Below are 18785 nucleotides of genomic sequence, written 5' to 3' on the forward strand. Positions count from 1 at the left end.
AAACACCAACCAAGGTGGAAACACCAACCAAGGTGAAAACACCAACCAAGGTGGAAACACCAACCAAGGTGAAAACACCAACCAAGGTGAAAACAACAACCAAGATAATAACACAACAATTGATCCAAAAGCTCTTAAAGATGGTGAATACAGCATTGGCTTTAAAGTGTTAAAAGATCAAACAGATGAAATCTCAATGATGAACACATACACAAAAAGCCCAGGTGTATTAAAAGTAAAAGATGGTAAGAAATACGTATCGTTTACATTAACAAATAGTACATGGATTACGAAATTTGAATTTGAGAAAAATGGTTCTTTCGTTAATGCAAAAGTGTTAAGTGAAAATAAAGAACAAAATACAAGAGTAGTAGAAGTAGAAGTAAACGATTTGTCTAAAAAATTAAATGCAAAAGTAAAAGTAGATATTGATTCAATGAATTATCACCATGTCTATGATGTTCAATTTGTATTTGATCAAGACAGTATTAAAGCTTTAGGGACCCAAGGCGGAAACAACAACCAAGGCGGAAACAACAACCAAGGCGGAAACAACAACCAAGACGGAAACGACAACCAAGGCGGAAACAACAACCAAGGCGGAAACGACAACCAAGGCGGAAACAACAACCAAGGTGGAAACGACAACCAAGGTGGAAACAATAACCAAGGTGAAAATAATAAACCGAGAGTAATAGTTGATCCGAAAAATTTAGTAGATGGCCAATATGATATTACATTTAAAGTATTAAAAGATAAAACAGATGAGATTTCAAAGATGCATGACTATGTTGTAAATCCAGCGAAATTAATCGTAAAAGATGGTAAAAAATATATTGAGATGGTGCTGAAAAATAGTGCGTGGATTACGAAATTCCAAACGGAAAACAAGGAACTATTCGCTGATGCGAAAGTAGTAAGCGAAGATAAAAATGCAAATACGCGAGTAGTACAGTTTGAAGTAGAAGATCTATTTAAAAAATTAAACGCAAAAGTAAAGGTAGACATCGATGAGATGAACTACCATCATTTCTACGATGTACAAATTCAATTTGATACAAATAATATCGGCGCGTTAGGAACTCTTAAAGAGGAACCGAAAAATCCAGTGACTACACCGAAAGTAGATAATGTAAAAACAGTAGGTACTCCTGATTTTAACCGAAATGCAGATGGTCAGAAGAAAAAAGAAGATACAAAAAATGATTCAAAAAAAGAGAAAAATTCAAAAACTGCAGATACAGCACAACTTGGTTTATACATGGTGTTACTGCTAGGTTCACTTGCTTTACTAGTTCGTAAATATAGAGCAGGTAGATTGTAATTTTTGGAGTCTTGATGCATATTCGCGTGTATCAAGACTTGTTTCATATTGTATGGAAAGGAGTGGTGATTGAGAGTGAAGAAAATTGCAAGTGTACTAATGGCTATCATTTTGTTAATGAGTATAGCCGGGTGCTCATCACCAAAAAAAGAATCAGCAAAGCAGGTAAAGAGTGAAAGTAAAGAGCGCGTTGTTGCAACAACATTGGCTGTTACTGAAATTATGGATGCGTTAGAAGTAGATTTAGTTGGCGTTCCAACAAGCTCTAAAACTTTACCGAAGCGATATAAAGGTTTACCTGAAGTTGGGAATCCAATGAGTCCAGATATGGAAAAGGTAAAGTCATTAAAGCCTTCAGAAGTGTTATCTGTGACAACACTTGAATATGAATTAAAGCCGGTTTTTGATGGTGTGGGTATGAAAGCAAACTTTTTAGATTTAACGAGTTTGAAAAATATGCAAAGTTCTATTAGCGATTTAGGTAAGAAATATGGGCGTGAAAAACAGGCCGAAGCAGTAGTAACTAAATTAGATAAAAAGGTTGCTAGCATTCAAAAAGAAGTAAAAGGAAAGAAAGAACCGACAGTGCTTATTTTATTAGGTGTGCCGGGAAGTTATTTAGTAGCAACAGAGCATTCTTATATTGGAGATTTAGTGAAACAACTAGGTGGTAAAAATATTGTGCAAGGTGAACAAGTAGAATATTTAGCTTCTAATACAGAGTATTTAAAGAAAGCTGATCCAGATATTATTTTACGAGCAGCTCATGGTATGCCTGATGAAGTTGTAAAAATGTTTGATAAAGAATTTAAAACAAATGATATTTGGAAACACTTTGCTGCGGTTAAAAATAACCGTGTTTACGATTTAGAAGAGCGTTTATTTGGAACGACAGGCAATTTAGCAGCAATTGAAGCGTTAGATGAATTGAAAAAAATGATGTATCCGTGATGCATTTTAATATAAAGGAAGAGTAGAATGAATAAAAAAACTTGGAGTTTCCTCATTGTTACTGCATTGCTTATTGTTATGACATCATTGTCAGCGATGAAAGGGAGTTTAGAAGTAGGTATTGTTGAACTTGTACAAGGGATATTTACAGGTGGAAATGAAGATGTTGAAGTCATTAAAGATTTACGTTTCCCGCGTATTATTATTGCGTTGTTCACTGGAGCGGCTCTCGCTGTTTCAGGTGTGCTTTTTCAAGCTGTTATGAAAAATCCACTCGCCGATGCTGGGGTAATCGGTATATCTTCAGGAGCAAGTTTTATGACACTCGTTATTATTACGTTGTTCCCGCAATTCTTTTTCTGGACACCCGTATTCGCCTTTTTAGGTGGTGCGCTTGCATGTTATCTCGTTTATTCGTTTTCATGGAAATCAGGATTAAGCCCGCTTCGCATTATTTTAATTGGTATTGCCATTAATGCAATGTTTACTGGATTAAATGAATCATTCGTTACGATTTGTGGGTATTTTATTAAGAGTATTAAGCAAACGACGACTTCTAACATAACAATGAAGACATGGGGCGATGTAGAAATAATGGTGACTTATGGAACGATTGGTCTTATTCTTGCTCTGTTCGTAGGAGCTTGGTGTAACTTATTATCGCTACAAGATAAGACTGCGAAAAACTTAGGCTTGCACGTGACGAGAGTTCGTCTTATTATTTCTGCCATTGCAGTACTCTTAGCGGCAGTATCAACAGCGATTGCAGGTGTTATTGCTTTTGTAGGATTACTAGTTCCGCATATTTCAAGACAATTAGTCGGTTCAGACCATAAAGTATTAATTCCATTTTCTGCTCTTGCAGGGGCGTTATTAATTTTGACGGCAGATACAATTGGAAGGTTAATTGTGCCACCTAATGAAATTCCAGCAGCAACAATTATGGCGGTTATTGGTGGTCCATTCTTAATATTTTTGCTTAGAAAGAGTGATAAAGTTCATGGAAATTAAAAATGTAACCTTTTCATACGATAACGTAACAAATCGTTTAAAGTCTGTTAGTAGTGAAATAGAAATTGGGAAAATTACAACAATCATTGGACCGAATGGATGTGGGAAATCAACATTACTTAGTGTCATGTCTAGAAACCACGCTCCTAGCAGTGGAGAAGTAATACTTGATGGGAAAGCGATTGGTGAATATAAACCGAAAGAGTTTGCTAGAAAGCTAGCGGTTGTCCATCAACAAAATGAGGCTCCAGCAGATATTACAGTGGAAAAGCTAATAAGCTTCGGGCGTATGCCATATAAAAATATATTCTCTCCGCAAACAGATGAAGATAGAGAAGCGATTGAGCGTGCACTAGTATGTACGAATTTACAAAGTAAGCGTGATAAGCCAATTTATGCTTTATCTGGTGGAGAGAGGCAGCGAGTTTGGATCGCGATGACATTAGCTCAAAATACACCAATGCTCTTCTTAGATGAACCGACCACATATTTAGATATTTACTATCAGTTAGAAATATTAGAGTTAGTGAAAGAGTTAAATGAAGTGCATGGACTAACGATTGTAATGGTATTACATGATATTAATCAAGCCATTCGTTATAGCGACCATATTATCGTTATGAAAGATGGAGAAATCATTACGAAAGGTATTCCTAATGATGTAATAACAGAAGAAATGGTTAAAGCAATATATGGTGTAGATGTCATTGTAAAGCAGGATGAAGATACCGGATTGTACATGGTACCTATGGGAATCTAAAGGCTGAGCATAATCCGTTTTGAGGTGATAATTTGAATAGTAAGAAAGGACGGAAAAAGAATTCTTTTTTTCAACGCATACTTACAATTGTGTTTTTAGGAATCTTTTTCTATTCAATTTATGAGTTGGGCGGGATTTTCATGGATTATTATGAAAATCGTAAAGTAATGGCTGAGGCACAACATATTTATAAAAGAAGTCCAATGGAAGAAAAATCAGAAGATGGAGAGGTACGTAAACAGTTTCAGGATCTCCAGAAAATTAATCCAGAGATAGTCGGATGGATTACGATGGATGATACACAAATTAATTATCCAATCGTTCAAGCAAAAGATAATGATTACTATTTATTTCGTAATTATAAAGGTGAAGATATGAGAGCGGGAAGCATTTTTATGGACCATCGTAATGATGTGAAATCTCAAAATCGAAATACGATTTTATATGGCCATCGTATGAAAGACGGTTCTATGTTTGGTAGTTTAAAAAAGATGTTGGATGAAGACTTTTTTATGTCTCATCGTAAATTATATTACGATACATTATTTGAAGGATACGACGTTGAAGTTTTTTCAGTATACACGACAACAACGGACTTTTATTACATTGAAACGGATTTTGAAAATGATGCAGCATATACATCGTTCTTAAAGGAAATTCAAGAAAAATCACTGTACAAAACGGATACGGAATTGACGGCTAATGATGAAATCGTAACACTTTCTACTTGTGATTATGCGCTTGATCCAGAGGCTGGAAGGCTAGTTGTACACGCAAAATTAGTAAAAAGAAATTAAAGAAAAAAGTATAGAATATGAGAAGTGATAGATAACGCTTCTCATATTCTATACTTTAAAAAAGGACTGTTTTTACTGTGCTGCAGCCATTGGCATACGTACAACTTTTACATCATAGTAAGCAATTTTATTATCAAGAATATATTCTGGCATTCCGCCTTGATGTGAGTGAGCATCTTTAAATGCAGCGCTCTTTGTCCAACCTTGGAAATCTTCTTTTGCATTCCAGCGAGTGCTAATTGTTACTTCATCATAATCAACTGTATTTTGCGTTAAAAGAACTTCTAGACCTAAAAAGCCTGGCATCGTTTCAACTTTACCTACTTTATTAAAACGCTCAATTAATTTATGTCCATTTCCCTTTGTAATTTTAGCTGTATTTGTAACGATAATCATGTTTATTCCTCCTATAAATGTAGCTATATTTTCAAGAACTCATATACATTAAATGATAATGAAAATCATTATCATTGTCAATGATAAATGTGAAATATATAAGTTTTTTTCTATTATTTTGGACAGTGAGATTTTCATTTCAAAACGTAGTAAATATGTGGCGATTAAGTGCGAGAATGAGCTAGTTGTACTAGCAAAGCAATAATATGGTATAGTGAAACGAGGCTGTTTTTTCAGTCTCGTTTTTTAAATGCTTCCTGTAGAGAAAGCATGCAAATGGAAAGGAAGTTATTATATGCGATCAGAAGTAACAGTAAAAATAAAACCGAAATTTATAAAAGAAATTAAAAGTGGATATCCGCTTATTTTAAAAGATGCGATTCAAAATTTAAATGATGTTCAGGAAGAAGGAACAATCATCAAAGTAGTAGATGAGAAGAACCAATTTATCGGAAAAGGCTATTATGGAAAACAAAATAAAGGATATGGCTGGATTTTAACGAGAAAAGAGAGTGAACAAATTAATCAATCTTTCTTTGAAAGTAAAATCAAATCTGCCTTACATAAACGAAAGCAATTTTACAAATCAAGTGATACGACAGCATTCCGTGTGGTGAATGGTGAAGGTGATGGTCTTGGAGGACTAATTATCGATTATTATGATGGCTACTACGTAGTAAGTTGGTATAGTGAAGGGATTTACACTTTCAGAGATGAGATTATAGCCGCTCTTCAAAAAGTAGCAAACTTTAAAGGTATTTATGAGAAAAAGCGTTTTGATACGAAAGGGAAATACATTGAAGGCGATGATTTCGTAGCAGGAGAGCGCGGTGAGTTCCCGATTATCGTAAAAGAGAACGGTGTAAACTTTGCGGTTTATTTAAATGATGGGGCAATGGTTGGTGTATTTTTAGATCAACGTAACGTTCGAAAACAAATTCGTGATAAATATGCAAAGGGAAGAACAGTGTTAAATATGTTCTCTTATACAGGTGCTTTCTCTGTATTTGCAGCGCTTGGCGGAGCGAGTAAAACGACGAGTGTTGACCTTGCAAATCGTAGTTTAAGTAAAACGATTGAGCAGTTTAGTGTAAATGAAGTTGATTATGAAGCACAAGATATTATTGTAGAAGATGTATTTCTTTACTTCAAATATGCAGCTAAGAAAAAGATGAAATTTGATATGGTCGTACTTGATCCTCCAAGCTTCGCCCGATCAAAAAAATATACATTTAGTGCAGCGAAAGATTATAAAAACTTATTAAAAGAAACAATTGCCATTACAGAAAATAACGGAATTATCGTTGCTTCTACAAATTGTAGCGCATTCGATATGAAAAAGTTTAAAGGCTTTATCGATACAGCCTTTAAAGAAATGAATGGCAAATATAAAATATTAGAAGAACATTCTTTACCAGAAGATTTCCGTACCATTGATCAATTTAAAGAAGGAGACTATTTAAAAGTAGTTTTCATCGAGAAAATTAAAGGTTAATAAAGAAAAGGAGCTCGAGTTTACTTGAGCTCCTTTTCTTATTGAACGATATTTTGTACTCTACCGACTTGTCCGTCCTGCAATCGCACTTTAATGCCATGCGGATGGGAAGGGGAGTTTGTTAAAATATCTTTTACAATGCCACGTGTTAATTTACCTGTTCGTTGATCTTGTTTTAATACAATATCAACTTCAAGACCGGGTGCGATATTAGAACGTTTTTGTCCGTTCATTTACACACCTGTACGTCTACGTTGGTTGTTTGTCTTTTTCGTTTGTTGATTTTGTAGTTTTTTTGTTTCTTGGCTTTGATTTTTTGCATTTTGACCATTTCCATTTCCTTGCTTTTTCTTAGCAAGTTGTTCACGCATTAAATCAGCTAAGCTTACTTTTTTGTTTTCTGACATGATAAGTCTCCTTTATATAAAGTTAATTATGAACAATCATAGTGAATTTCATCATATCATTGTTAAGGAAGGAAGGGAAGTTGGTTTGAAAATTCATATATTTGTTTCCAGTCTGTAGTAGTTACGATACAATTGAGTTGTTAACGTTTGTAAAAAGGGGATAGACATATGTCACATCATATTTTATTAGTTGAAGATGATCTCTCAATTCAAGAGATGGTGGAAAAGTATTTGATAAAAGAGGGCTTTCAAGTAACAATTGCGTCTGATGGAGAAGAAGGCGTGAACACATATTTAAAAGGTTCATTTGATTTGATTATCCTCGACATTATGATGCCGAAGCTAGATGGCTTAGAGGTTGTACGAATCATTCGAGAAAAAAGTGCTGTTCCGATTTTAATGATGTCGGCAAAAGATACAGATGTTGATAAAGCTGTTGGATTAGGACTTGGAGCAGATGATTACATTTGTAAGCCATTTTCTATGATTGAATTAGCTGCACGTGTAAAGGCAGGTATTCGAAGATCTACGAAATATTCGGCTACAGAAACAACAGAAAAGATGATTCAAATTGGTGATTTAACGATTGATCCAATTAATTTTACTGTAGAAAAAAACGGGAAGCCTCTCAAACTTACTTTAAAAGAATTTGAGATTCTAAAATTGTTTGTAAAGAATCAAAATCGTGTATTTACAAAAGCACAAATATATACACTAATTTGGAACGAAGAGTATTACGGTGACGATAACGTTATTAATGTTCATATGAGAAGATTGCGTGAGAAAATCGAAAGTGATCCATCTAATCCAGAATATATTAAAACGTTATGGGGTATCGGCTATAAGTTGGAAGTGATGTAATATGGTCAATTTGTTAATAAGTATTATTTTTATATTGTTATGTGTCATTTACATACAATATAAAATGAGAAAAAATAGTAGTAAAAATTTACGATACACATATGAAAAGTTAGAAAATATTGTAAATGTACAAACGGGCGAGAAGTTACTCGTTATGACAGATGATCTAGAATTGCAAAAATTATTAGTGGCAATTAATCAATTATTAGATGCAAAACAGAAAACGAATGCAGATCATGCAAAAGTAGAAATTTCGATGAGAAAAATGCTTTCAAATATTTCACATGATTTAAAGACGCCACTAACAGTTATTCTTGGATATACAGAAATGTTAAATAAGGACAAAACGATGAATAAAGAAGAACAGCAAATATTACTTGAAAAGGTGCATGTGAAAACACTAGAAGTAATGGAACTGATTCATAAGTTTTTTGATTTAGCAAAACTAGAATCTGGTGACAAGGCAATCGAGATGACAAAAGTAAATATGAATGAGGTTTGTCGTGAGAAGATTTTATCTTTTTATGATTTAGTAACATCGAAAGGTTTTCATGTTCATATTGATATACCGGAAAGAAATATATATGCACTTGGAAATGTAGAAGTATTAGGCAGGGTATTGAACAATTTAATATCAAATGCGATTACATATGGAGACGATGGAAAGACACTTGGTATGACGTTAAGAGATGATGAAACGAATGTGTATATAGACGTATGGGATACAGGAAAAGGAATTGATGAATCGCATATTGATAAAGTGTTCGAGCGTATGTACACACTTGAAGATTCAAGAAATAGATTGTACCAAGGGAGCGGTTTAGGGTTAACGATTACGAAAAGGCTTGTGGAAGCGATGGATGGAAAAATTCATCTTTCTAGTAAGCCGTATGAAAAAACAATTTTTACAGTTGCATTAAAAAAGATGCAGTTTTAGCTTGTAGAGAAGTAGATTCTACAAGCTTTTTTTTCAGCGTAAGGAATTTGTAAGAAACGGGTAAGAAAAAAGAGATTTCCGTTGTCTATTATAGAAATATAGAGTATTGCGAAAGGGGAAAGTAACATGACATATATATTAAAAACAAATCAGTTAACGAAAGTGTTTAAAGGGAAAGAAGTTATTTCCGGTGTTAACATGCATGTGAAAAAAGGAGAAATTTACGGTTTTTTAGGACCAAACGGTGCTGGTAAAACAACGATTATGAAAATGATTACAAATTTAATAAAACCGACGAGCGGTGAGATTGAAATTTTCGGTGAGAAGTTAACAGATACATCTTATGAAGTATTAAAGAGAATGGGGACGATTATTGAATATCCAATCTTTTATGATAAATTAACGGCGAAAGAAAACTTAGAATTACATTGTGAATATATGGGCTATTACGATAGAAATGAAATTGACCATGCTTTACATTTAGTGAAGCTGCAAGGTATAGATAATAAAAAAGTAAAAGATTTTTCATTAGGAATGAAACAACGACTCGGTATTGCAAGGGCAATCGTAACAAAGCCAGAATTACTCATTTTAGATGAACCCATTAACGGTTTAGATCCAATTGGTATTAAAGAATTAAGAGACTTATTTAAAATGCTCTGCAAAGAATATGGCATTACATTATTAGTTTCTAGCCATATTTTAGGTGAGATGGAATTAATGGCGGATACAATTGGTGTCATTCAAAATGGAAAACTAATAAAAGAAGTTTCAATGAAGAGTATTAACGGAAAACAAACAGAGTACATTGAAATTACTGTTCCTGATGTGAAGCGTGCAGCTTATATTTTAGAAGATAAACTTGGTATAAAAAACTACAAAATAATGAGTGGAAACATGATTCGGGTTTATGAAGTGGCGGTGACACAGCAAGCCATTTCAAAAGCACTTATTATGAACGATGTGGAAATTGAAAGTATTAATAAGAAACATAGTTCTTTAGAGGAATATTTCTTAAATGTAATGGATGGAGAAGGTATTCATGCTTAATGGACTGTGGCTGAACCTGGTAAGTGGATTTATCGTAATGCTAATAAGTGGAATTTTATATTATAGAAAACCAGAGCGGAAATGGTTGTTCATTGTACTAGTGATAGGAATGTTAAGCTTCGTTACTGCTGGAATTAGAATGTTAGCAGCGTAGAGACAGGTATATAAAGAATGGAGGCGTGGTTTATATGTTTAAATTAATGAAGCTCGAATGGAAGAAACATCAATTATCTAGTTACTTTAAAAGTGTAGCAATTTGTATTATAGCAATTTTCGCTGCAGTAAGCCTTATGGCATGGGGAATGAAAGCCGAGGGAGACGTGCTCTTCTTTGACTTCACACAGAACATGGCTTTAGTAAATATTTTTATTAGGATAACATTCATTATTTTTAGTTCAGTCATTTTATCACGTTTAGTAATTGATGAGTATAAGAACAAAACGATACAACTATCATTTATGTATCCGCTACAAAGGAAAATGCTAATGAGTGCGAAATTAACAATTGTTTTCTGTTTTTGTTTTGTGAGCACGATTATCGCGACTTTCATTATTAGCTTGCTCGTATATTTTGTGAGTCCAATGATGGGACTGATTGAAACACCTGCTACGATAGGTGAAATAATAGCTATCGTTCCAGGTACTATTATAAGTGCATTTATGATATCTGGTATAAGTTTAATTCCTTTATTTTTTGGAATGAGAAAGAAATCGACACCGACAACGATTACTTCAGCAGTAATAATTGGCTTGCTGATTAGTGGTAACTATGGTCCTGGAAACGGTCAAGTAAGTATGTTTGATTTTATAGCTATCCCAATCGTGCTCTGTTTATTAGGAATTTTCATTAGTTATCTATCGTTTCGTAAAATCGACAAGATCGATGTGGCGTGAAGCAAGCCTAAAACAACAACGAACTGGGGTATGACTGGTGAAAAAAATAATAGTAATTGCAATATTATTCATTACAATTGCTAGTGTAGTTTTTGGTATTAAGGTGTTTCAGGGGAAAGATTTTAAGAAAGAAAAGTCTTTTGAGATAAATAATATAAAAGAAATACAAGTAGACAATGAAAACTGGAATCTTGAATTTAAAAGTACAGACGCTAATAAAATAGTAATTTCCGCTCAAGGTGAACAAGCAGATAAAGAGATAGATCCCGTCAAAATAGAAAATGATGAAAATAAAATTATGGTTAAGCAAAAACAAGAGGCGAACAAATTTTTTAATGGTTTTACGTTTAGGAAGAAGAATAGTATATGTATAGCTATTCCGAAGAAAGAGATAGATAAAATTATAGTAAATAATAAATCGGGTGATGTGAAAATAAGAGATCTAGTAGTAAAAAGTATCATGACGAAAGGCAAATCTGGGGATGGAATGATTGTAGGACTATCAGCCGAGAAAGGTGAATTCATATCGCAAAGTGGAGAGTTAGTTGTAAAAGATAGTTCAGTACAAGAATTAAATATAAAGTCTACGACTGGTGATAACTATATAACAAATGTAAGTAACTCAAATATGAACATCACTTCAACATCTGGGGAAGTATTGCTGAAAGATATGACAGAAGGAAAATCATTATTTATAGAAACAAAATCAGGGGATATTGGCGTACGATATAAAGGGGTTCCGACTTCTTTACAACTTACGGCTAAAAGTAATTTGACTGACGTAATAGTGGATTTAAAAGGACTTAAGAAAGATAAAAATACAGAAAAAATAAAAGTAGGAACGATTGGTGATGCAAAAAATGAAGCGAAGATTTTAAGTGAAACAGGAGTCATTTATATTGATTAAATCTTAGGAGGAAGGAGGACACTATCATGCTACATTTAATGAAGCTAGAATTGAAAAAGTTTAAGCTTGGTTGGTACGTGAAGAGAGCAATTATTGCAAATATTGTTATACTGGCATTAATGATCTTTGTGAGCATCATCGCTCAAGTAGAAGGTGATGCAGAAATAAGGAATCCAGAGACGATATTGTTAATGGCTAGCGCAATAGTAAGAGCAACGTTTATTGTTTTTGGTAGTGTATTAATCGCAAGGCTAATAATTGGTGAATATAAAAATAAAACAATACTACTTATGTTTTCTTACCCTATTAATCGGAAGAAAATGATGGCTAGTAAGTTGGCTATTGCAGCAATAGTAACATTTATAACAGTTATTGTATCTAACATTTTAGTAGTAGGAGTTTTCTTTGGTATAGATAGCTATTTTTCAATTCTTCCTAATTCATTTACAGTAGATCAATTGATGCAAGAAGGAATAAAACTAGTTCCTTTGGCCATCGCAACTGCGGGGATGAGTTTAATCCCATTATATTTCGGAATGCGTAAACGTTCCGTGCCAACTACAATTGTTTCATCTCTTATCGTTGTCACAATTGCAATGAATGGCAACCCAGAGTTTTCTACAGCAACTTTTCTTCCTCTTCAACTAGCATTGGCAGCAATTGGAGTTGTGATTGCGTATTACGGCATTAAAAATATAGAGAAGGAAGATATAGCAGTATGATAAGAATACGTAAAAGGAGTTGGTGTTATACTAACTCCTTTTTTGTATATATATGCTTCGTTACTACTCTGTAAATTTAGAGTGTTTACTTAAATAATCTTGTACTCCTGGAGAAATGTTAAAGTTATTTGGACTTTTATATTCGATAGTAAACTCTCCGTCAGTACTTGTTTTAAAGGAGATCGCATAGCTATTCATTTTAGCATCGTAAGAAGTATTTTTGACTACCGCATCTAAATCGAAGTATTTTGTAATATATTCTTTTGATTCCGTAATTGCTACTTGTTTTCCCCAAGGGGTACCATAATAGGTGAAATAAAGAGATACACTAATAACTCCAATAAGAGAAGTTAGTAAAATAGTTCCCATAGCTATTTTTTTATTTTTTGTATTCAATTTGGTTACTCCTCTTCGTAATATGTATTCATTTTAACCTATCTTTTCCATAAAACAACCATTAAGAAAAAATAGTTTCACATGAAACAAGTTACAGAAAAAGACAAGATATGTAAACATCTTGTCTTTTTTGTCGTTACATTTTAGGAGCTTCCATTCCAGCCGCAGCCCATTCTTCTTTTGCGGGGCCATATACGCCAGGAACTGTTAAGCCAGCTTGTCGCATTAAAACCGTCATTTGCCCGCGATGATGATTTTGATGATTAATAAGTGTCATTAAAAATATAGAATTCGGCATAGGGCGACCAAAGAAGTCATTAATAGTTGCTAAATCTTTATTAGTCCATTCGCTTTGAAGTGCTTCAACAAAAGCCGCATTCACTTTACGGTACTCATCTGCAATTGTTTTTGCAGAAGTTTGAACAGGATAATCTTTCGTTTCTCCTTCAAACTTTAGCCCTGTGCCAGATAGTATAACAGGAATTGCCGTCACGATATGCCAAGCGACTCTTCCTAACGTCCAATGTCCAGGTGCAATTTCTTGTGATAAAGATGCATCGGTTAATGAATCAAGCATTTTCTGAGTAGACTCTGCTTCGTATGTCCATGATTGCAAGAAGCCGTCAATTGTTTGGTACATTATTGTTATCCCCCTCTACTTATGTTCATAGATTAAGTTCGAGAAGAAATGACAAGTTCCCTTTATGTTTTAATGATGGTATTTAAAATTTTATATATAAATTTTATGATACTATTTAGTGTATATAGAATTATATTAATTTAGGGGGATATTATGAAAAGATTGATTTTAGGAATCATAATTTTATTTTTAATGGTAGGATGTAGCAATGAAACCTATAAAAAAGCAATGGATCAAGGGAAATTGGCGTTAGCGAGTAAAGAATATGACACGGCAGTAGCATCATTTGAGCTAGCATTAGAAGAGAAAAAGGATGATAAAGAAGCAAAGGTATTAAAAGACCAAACTACTAAGATGATAAGTTCGATAAAAGAGAAATCGAGTGGAAATATAGAACAAGCAATAGGTTTGTTTCAAGAAGTAGAAAAGATGAAAGATGGTTCCGCAATCCTTCAAAGTCAAGCGAAAGAACAAAAAGATTCGCTCATAGAGCATAAAGAGTTAAAAGGTCAATATATAGGTCAATTGGAAAAGGCAGAGAAGTTAAAGAATGATAAAAAGTATGAAGAGGCTAAAGGGATAGTAAATAAAATTGTTAACGATACTGGCCAAAATCAACAATTTATTTCGGAAAATCAACGGGCCGAAGAGCTGAATAAGCAAATAGATGGCTTACTAACTCAACAAGCAGAAGTTAAGAAAAAAGAGGAAGAGTTAAAAAATGAAAAGAAAAAAGAGGCTGATATTGGAAAGTTAAAGGGGTCTTGGATGTCATCAGAAAGTACAGACAGGCCAGTTGGGTTGGAAATAGAATCTATTAATAGTGAGAAAACAGGCGGAGAATTTATGGAACATAATATTTTTGGGAAAGGGACTACTATAGGAGGCTTTCGAATATTAAGTGTGGACCAAGGGATTATTTCCATAGAGCTTGTATTTTTAATGGGAGAAAGAAAACAGAAGGTTGATTTGAAACTTGAGGAGAACACATTAACTGTACATCATGAGTTTATGGGAGGGACTAAATCTGTGAAATTAGTGAGATCAGAGTAATTTATCCCGCTATTCACCTGCAGTAAAATTCCCACCTCAAGATTCGGCTGGAGCAAAGAAGTTAGGTGGGAGATCCACTGCTCATAAAAGCCCAATTGGTTTGGGTTAATAATCAGTGGGGATGAAGAACCCCCCCACTAATTAAAGTTTCACTTTATTTAGTATATAAAAAGGAGGCTTCTAAAACGAAGCCTCCTTTTTAATTAACTTTCTTCCCACTCTTCCTCATCAACCATAAGAAATAAGGTGCTCCAAGTACAGCAACGACAAGGCCAGAAGGAATTTCTTTCGGATATGCGATTGTACGTCCAAGTAAGTCAGCAACAGAAAGAAGGATTGCTCCAAATAGTGCTGAACAAACGAATAGTCTTTGATGGTTCATACCAACAACAATTCTTGCTAAGTGAGGTGCGACAAGGCCTAAAAAGGCAATTGTACCGACAGCAGCGATATTTACTGATGCAAGTAGTGTCGCTAGCACAATTAGAGCAAGACGTGTTTTATTTACTGGTTGCCCAAGTCCAGTTGCTAAATCGTCTCCCAGTACGAGAACGTCAAGTTGTTTTATTAAGAAAAAGATAATGAATACAAGAATTAGAGATGGATATAGAATGATATTTTCTAAGTGATTCCACCCTCTTGCATACGTACTGCCAGATAACCATGTTAAAGCAGCGGCAACATTCAAATTGGCTCTAACGATAAAGATTTGAATAATTGCTGAGCCAAGTGCAGAAATACCAATCCCTATTAAAGCGAGAGCTGTTGGACTAAATCCTGATTTCCAAGAGAAGAAGAGGACAATTCCAACTGCAAGTAGTCCGCCAATAAATGCACCAATTGGTAGGAAGAAACCAGGAAGTGCAGGAAAGACATACATAATCGTTAAAGCACCGACACCAGCTCCCGATGAAATACCAATAATAGAAGGATCGGCAAGTGGGTTTCGTAATATACTTTGGAAAACAAGCCCACTTATTGCAAGGCATGCGCCAGCAATAGCAGCAACGAGCATTCTTGGTAAACGAAGATTCATCATCATATTTTTGTCAAATTGTGTTAATTGACCTGATATAACATTAGTAATGCTTTCGATATAAGCGTTACTACCGATTGTAACACCAAGAGCAATCGTCACAATACAAAGTGTGATAGATATAATGATTACCTTTTTATAAGAGTAATAGCGGGAACTAGCTCCAGCTGCATTCGCACCGTTATCATTCATATATTGTTTCGACTTCATCATTCGATACACTAAGTAAATAAGCCAAGGAGATCCAATCATTGCTGTGACTGCCCCAACGGGAAGTTCTGCACCGGTTGGATCTATTAATCTACCGACAACATCTGCTCCAAGCAATAATACTGCCCCCCATAAGAAAGAAGAGAGAAGAAGAGTAAAGTGTTGACGGTATCCGATAAGGCGCATTAAATGAGGTGCAACTAAGCCGACAAAGCCAATTGGTCCAACAACAGTAACAATTACTGCTGTTAAAAAGATTGCAGCAATGAAGGCGATAAGACGTGTTACTGCTGTTTTTTCACCAAGAGAAATAGCAACATCATCACCAAGTAAGAGAATGTTGAGTTTACGAGACATAAATAGTAAAACTAGGAAAGAAATAATGATAAATGGAAAAGCAAATTGAACGCCATCCCAGTTATTTTGAATAAGAGAGCCAGCTCCCCATAAAAATAAACCAGCTGTTTCATTTTCATAGAAAAGCTGCATCGTTCCGGTAAAGGCAGAGAGCATTAATGTAACGACCATACCAGCTAATGCCATTCTAAGTGGGGTTCCCTTTTTTCCACCAGAAATACGGTATACAAATAAAGCAGTAATAGCACCACCGATAAATGTGAACAGAAGAGAATTAATTTGTAAATCTTTCGGTAAGAAAATTGTAGCCGCTACTAGAAAGAAATATGCGCCAGAGTGAATACCCATTGTACTGGATTCAGCAAGTGGATTTTTCGTTAACGTTTGTAAAATAACCCCTGATGCAGCAAGAGCGCCTCCAGCTAAAATGGCAATTACAGCTCTAGGTAATCGAAGCATGATTAAAGTTTGATGTTCTAGCGATTGGTTCGGTGAGATAAGAGCATCAATAATCATACTATAGGAAATGTTTGCTTGACCTTGTCCGATATGAATAAAGAAAAGGAGGAGCAAGAGAGCTGCTCCTCCTCCGAATACAAGACTTGCTCGAAGTGTATGTTTTAGGCTATTCATCGTGTAATCACTTCTTCGCTGTCATTACATCTGCTACTTGTGTTGCTAAAGATGTTGCAGACTCAGGACCACCGAAAATCCAAGTGTCGCCTTTTAATTTATACATTTTGTTTTCTTTTTTGAACTTTAATTCTTCCCAAGCAGGGTTGCCTTTTAGTTGCGTGTCAAAAATGTTATCTTCATCCGCTACAATGTAAATGAAGTTTGAATCTTGTACACTTTGTAATGATTCTACAGTTGTTTGTTTGAAACCATCTGGCTCAGATTTTCCCGCTTCAAAAGTATTTGTTAAACCTAATTTTTTTGTAACTTGTAAAGCTAAAGAATTGTCAGTTAAGATACGGAATGTTGGTACGTTTTTAGCAGTAAATGCTTGTGCCATTGCGATGTTTTTATCTTTTAAGTCTGCTTTCTCAATTTTTGCTTTTGCATCAGCGAATGCTTTATCCATATCAGCTAATACTTTTTTACCTTCTTCTTCTTTTCCAACTGCTTTTGCAATTTGTTTAAATGTTTCTGTCATTTCAGCAAAGTGATCGTTATTACTTGTTGATGGATCAAACATAACTGTTGGTGCAATTTGCTCTAATTCATTTTTAATTGCTTTACCACGGAATGAAGCTGTGATAATTAAGTCTGGCTTTAAACGGCTAATTTCTTCTAAGTTTGGTTGTTGACGTGTCCCTACATCTACAACATCTTTACTCGGTTTTGTTTTTGTATTTACCCATTTATTATAATTCTTAATGTCTGCCATCCCTACTGGCTGAACACCAAGTGTTAATAAGTCTTCTGAATATACCCACTCAAGTACAACTACTTTTTTCGCTGGTTTATCTAACTTCGTTTCCCCTTCAGCGTGTTTAATTGTTATAGCTTGATTTTTATTGTCCGCTTTTGTTTCTTTTTTCTCCTCTTTTTGCTGTCCGCATCCAACAGCGAATAGAAGAACTACTATGAAAATACTGAGAATTTTCTTCATCTTCTGCCCCCAAATTAAGTGTTTTTTATAACTAGCACCATAAGTGAAAATGGTTATCAATTACAACACCCAAATCATACTATGAGGGTATTTTAAGTGTCAATATATTTTTAAAATTTTGACGAAAAATAACAAATTATATGAATTTTTATATATTATAGTCGTTATTTATCCCGCTATTTGTCCGGCTGTAAGATTCACATCTCAAAATTTGGATGGAGCAAAGAAGTTAGGTGGGAGTCGGGCTGATTAAAGTTTCACTTTATGGAGAGTAAGTCTCTTTACTAAAAATATTGGCGAATGTGAAAAGTTTAAATGGGAACTTGGCTGTGTACGAAAGTGTAATGTGTATGGTTAATAATCTGTGGAGAGGGGGCGAAAGTACAAGCAAAAGGAGTGAGAATCGCATGTAATAATTACTAGAATGTATGGAGGAAATCTGTGTTTTATCCCCGACTAGGCAAAGTATTTCTTTGTTATTTAGATAGGTGTTTTTTAATTCGGTGATTGCGCTAAAAAGATCGAATGTAAAGGAAGTGATCAACATGTCTTCATGGAGCAATAACATAAATGGATATTGTGGGTGTAATAATCAAAATGGTGTACATGTTGATTCATGCTGTTTTAGTTGCGATGGGACAGTTCCTAAGGTTGGTCCGACAGGTTCAACAGGTCCAACGGGAGCGACAGGTTCAACAGGAGCGACAGGTTCAACAGGTCCAACGGGAGCAACGGGAATAACAGGAGCAACGGGTTCAACAGGAGCGACAGGTTCAACGGGAGCGACAGGTTCAACAGGCCCAACAGGAGCGACAGGCGACACAGGTCCAACGGGAGCAACGGGTCCAACAGGAGCGACAGGAATAACAGGAGCAACGGGTTCAACAGGTCCAACGGGAGCGACGGGAATAACAGGAGCAACGGGTTCAACAGGTCCAACGGGAGCGACAGGAATAACAGGAGCAAC

Annotated in this window: 21 protein-coding genes and 1 pseudogene; 15 read left to right on the forward strand and 7 right to left on the reverse strand. The window is 34.9% G+C overall.

Annotated features, from left to right (window positions below; translation table 11 throughout):
• The 5 genes from ACTFRU_RS28950 to srtB form a co-directional block, all read left to right on the forward strand.
• On the forward strand, positions 1–1324 hold a 1324-nt coding region (locus ACTFRU_RS28950), incomplete at its 5' end, for an NEAT domain-containing protein (protein WP_440037997.1).
• A gap of 69 nt (positions 1325–1393) precedes the next feature.
• Positions 1394–2275: a heme ABC transporter substrate-binding protein IsdE gene (gene isdE, locus ACTFRU_RS28955; RefSeq protein ID WP_440037998.1), complete on the forward strand. Its 882-nt coding sequence runs from the start codon at positions 1394–1396 to the stop codon at positions 2273–2275.
• Between the two features lie 27 nt (positions 2276–2302).
• Entirely contained in the window at positions 2303–3286 is a 984-nt protein-coding gene (locus ACTFRU_RS28960; protein ID WP_001036848.1) for a FecCD family ABC transporter permease, read from the forward strand.
• Positions 3276–4046: an ABC transporter ATP-binding protein gene (locus tag ACTFRU_RS28965; protein WP_000403758.1), complete on the forward strand. Its 771-nt coding sequence runs from the start codon at positions 3276–3278 to the stop codon at positions 4044–4046. Before ACTFRU_RS28960 ends, ACTFRU_RS28965 begins: the two co-directional genes overlap by 11 nt.
• A gap of 32 nt (positions 4047–4078) precedes the next feature.
• Positions 4079–4843, forward strand: coding sequence for a class B sortase (gene srtB, locus ACTFRU_RS28970; protein WP_001086120.1), 765 nt, complete (start codon positions 4079–4081; stop codon positions 4841–4843).
• Between the two features lie 72 nt (positions 4844–4915).
• On the opposite strand, the gene isdG is transcribed toward srtB, so the two are convergent.
• Positions 4916–5239: a heme oxygenase gene (gene isdG / locus ACTFRU_RS28975; RefSeq protein WP_000587818.1), complete on the reverse strand. Its 324-nt coding sequence runs from the start codon at positions 5237–5239 to the stop codon at positions 4916–4918.
• 295 nt (positions 5240–5534) lie between these two features.
• Here isdG and ACTFRU_RS28980 point away from each other — a divergent pair, with 295 nt between their 5' ends.
• The gene (locus ACTFRU_RS28980; RefSeq protein WP_025690701.1) at positions 5535–6734 is read left to right on the forward strand and encodes a class I SAM-dependent rRNA methyltransferase; all 1200 of its coding nucleotides are present in this window, start codon (positions 5535–5537) and stop codon (positions 6732–6734) included.
• Between the two features lie 38 nt (positions 6735–6772).
• On the opposite strand, the gene ACTFRU_RS28985 is transcribed toward ACTFRU_RS28980, so the two are convergent.
• Both ACTFRU_RS28985 and ACTFRU_RS28990 read right to left on the reverse strand, forming a co-directional pair.
• Complete coding sequence (locus tag ACTFRU_RS28985) at positions 6773–6967, reverse strand: YwbE family protein (RefSeq protein ID WP_001014310.1); 195 nt, start codon at positions 6965–6967, stop codon at positions 6773–6775.
• Positions 6968–7141 carry a hypothetical protein gene (locus tag ACTFRU_RS28990; RefSeq protein WP_001293578.1) on the reverse strand — a complete coding sequence of 58 codons (174 nt, stop codon included), beginning with the start codon at positions 7139–7141 and terminating at the stop codon, positions 6968–6970.
• 168 nt (positions 7142–7309) lie between these two features.
• On the opposite strand from ACTFRU_RS28990, the gene ACTFRU_RS28995 reads away from it, so the two are divergent.
• From ACTFRU_RS28995 to ACTFRU_RS29025, 7 genes are all read left to right on the forward strand, one after another.
• Positions 7310–8002 carry a response regulator transcription factor gene (locus tag ACTFRU_RS28995; RefSeq protein WP_000018056.1) on the forward strand — a complete coding sequence of 231 codons (693 nt, stop codon included), beginning with the start codon at positions 7310–7312 and terminating at the stop codon, positions 8000–8002.
• A gap of 1 nt (position 8003) precedes the next feature.
• Positions 8004–8939 (forward strand): HAMP domain-containing histidine kinase, encoded by a 936-nt coding sequence (locus ACTFRU_RS29000; protein ID WP_016125943.1) that lies wholly within the window; start codon positions 8004–8006, stop codon positions 8937–8939.
• A 126-nt stretch (positions 8940–9065) separates the two neighbouring features.
• Positions 9066–9989, forward strand: a complete 924-nt coding sequence (locus tag ACTFRU_RS29005; protein ID WP_000221071.1) for an ABC transporter ATP-binding protein — start codon at positions 9066–9068, stop codon at positions 9987–9989.
• Positions 9982–10143 (forward strand): hypothetical protein, encoded by a 162-nt coding sequence (locus tag ACTFRU_RS29010; RefSeq protein ID WP_000931813.1) that lies wholly within the window; start codon positions 9982–9984, stop codon positions 10141–10143. The genes ACTFRU_RS29005 and ACTFRU_RS29010 overlap by 8 nt, the downstream gene beginning before the upstream one ends.
• A gap of 34 nt (positions 10144–10177) precedes the next feature.
• Positions 10178–10882 carry an ABC transporter permease gene (locus ACTFRU_RS29015; protein ID WP_000475549.1) on the forward strand — a complete coding sequence of 235 codons (705 nt, stop codon included), beginning with the start codon at positions 10178–10180 and terminating at the stop codon, positions 10880–10882.
• Positions 10883–10919: 37 nt separating this feature from the next.
• On the forward strand, positions 10920–11789 hold the full coding sequence (locus ACTFRU_RS29020) for a DUF4097 family beta strand repeat-containing protein (RefSeq protein WP_088362148.1): 870 nt from the start codon (positions 10920–10922) through the stop codon (positions 11787–11789).
• A 26-nt stretch (positions 11790–11815) separates the two neighbouring features.
• Positions 11816–12511 carry an ABC transporter permease gene (locus ACTFRU_RS29025; RefSeq protein ID WP_440037999.1) on the forward strand — a complete coding sequence of 232 codons (696 nt, stop codon included), beginning with the start codon at positions 11816–11818 and terminating at the stop codon, positions 12509–12511.
• Positions 12512–12574: 63 nt separating this feature from the next.
• Here ACTFRU_RS29025 and ACTFRU_RS29030 read toward each other — a convergent pair whose 3' ends face one another.
• Both ACTFRU_RS29030 and ACTFRU_RS29035 read right to left on the reverse strand, forming a co-directional pair.
• Positions 12575–12907: a YfjL-like protein gene (locus tag ACTFRU_RS29030; RefSeq protein ID WP_001093303.1), complete on the reverse strand. Its 333-nt coding sequence runs from the start codon at positions 12905–12907 to the stop codon at positions 12575–12577.
• Positions 12908–13043: 136 nt separating this feature from the next.
• A complete protein-coding gene (locus ACTFRU_RS29035) occupies positions 13044–13547 on the reverse strand; it encodes a DinB family protein (protein WP_088362147.1) in 504 nt (167 codons plus the stop codon).
• A gap of 153 nt (positions 13548–13700) precedes the next feature.
• Between ACTFRU_RS29035 and ACTFRU_RS29040 the strand changes: the two genes are divergently transcribed.
• The gene (locus ACTFRU_RS29040; protein ID WP_440038000.1) at positions 13701–14600 is read left to right on the forward strand and encodes a hypothetical protein; all 900 of its coding nucleotides are present in this window, start codon (positions 13701–13703) and stop codon (positions 14598–14600) included.
• Positions 14601–14799: 199 nt separating this feature from the next.
• Here the strand turns inward: ACTFRU_RS29040 and fhuB are convergent, their stop codons facing one another.
• The gene (gene fhuB / locus ACTFRU_RS29045) at positions 14800–16836 is read right to left on the reverse strand and encodes a Fe(3+)-hydroxamate ABC transporter permease FhuB (RefSeq protein ID WP_016125948.1); all 2037 of its coding nucleotides are present in this window, start codon (positions 16834–16836) and stop codon (positions 14800–14802) included.
• A gap of 7 nt (positions 16837–16843) precedes the next feature.
• Positions 16844–17818, reverse strand: a complete 975-nt coding sequence (locus ACTFRU_RS29050) for an ABC transporter substrate-binding protein (RefSeq protein WP_025709894.1) — start codon at positions 17816–17818, stop codon at positions 16844–16846.
• Between the two features lie 545 nt (positions 17819–18363).
• On the opposite strand from ACTFRU_RS29050, the pseudogene ACTFRU_RS29055 reads away from it, so the two are divergent.
• Positions 18364–18785: pseudogene (locus tag ACTFRU_RS29055) on the forward strand (collagen-like protein); the annotation flags it as partial.

The organism is Bacillus cereus group sp. MYBK220-1 (assembly GCF_051916445.1).
GTDB lineage: Bacteria > Bacillota > Bacilli > Bacillales > Bacillaceae_G > Bacillus_A > Bacillus_A cereus.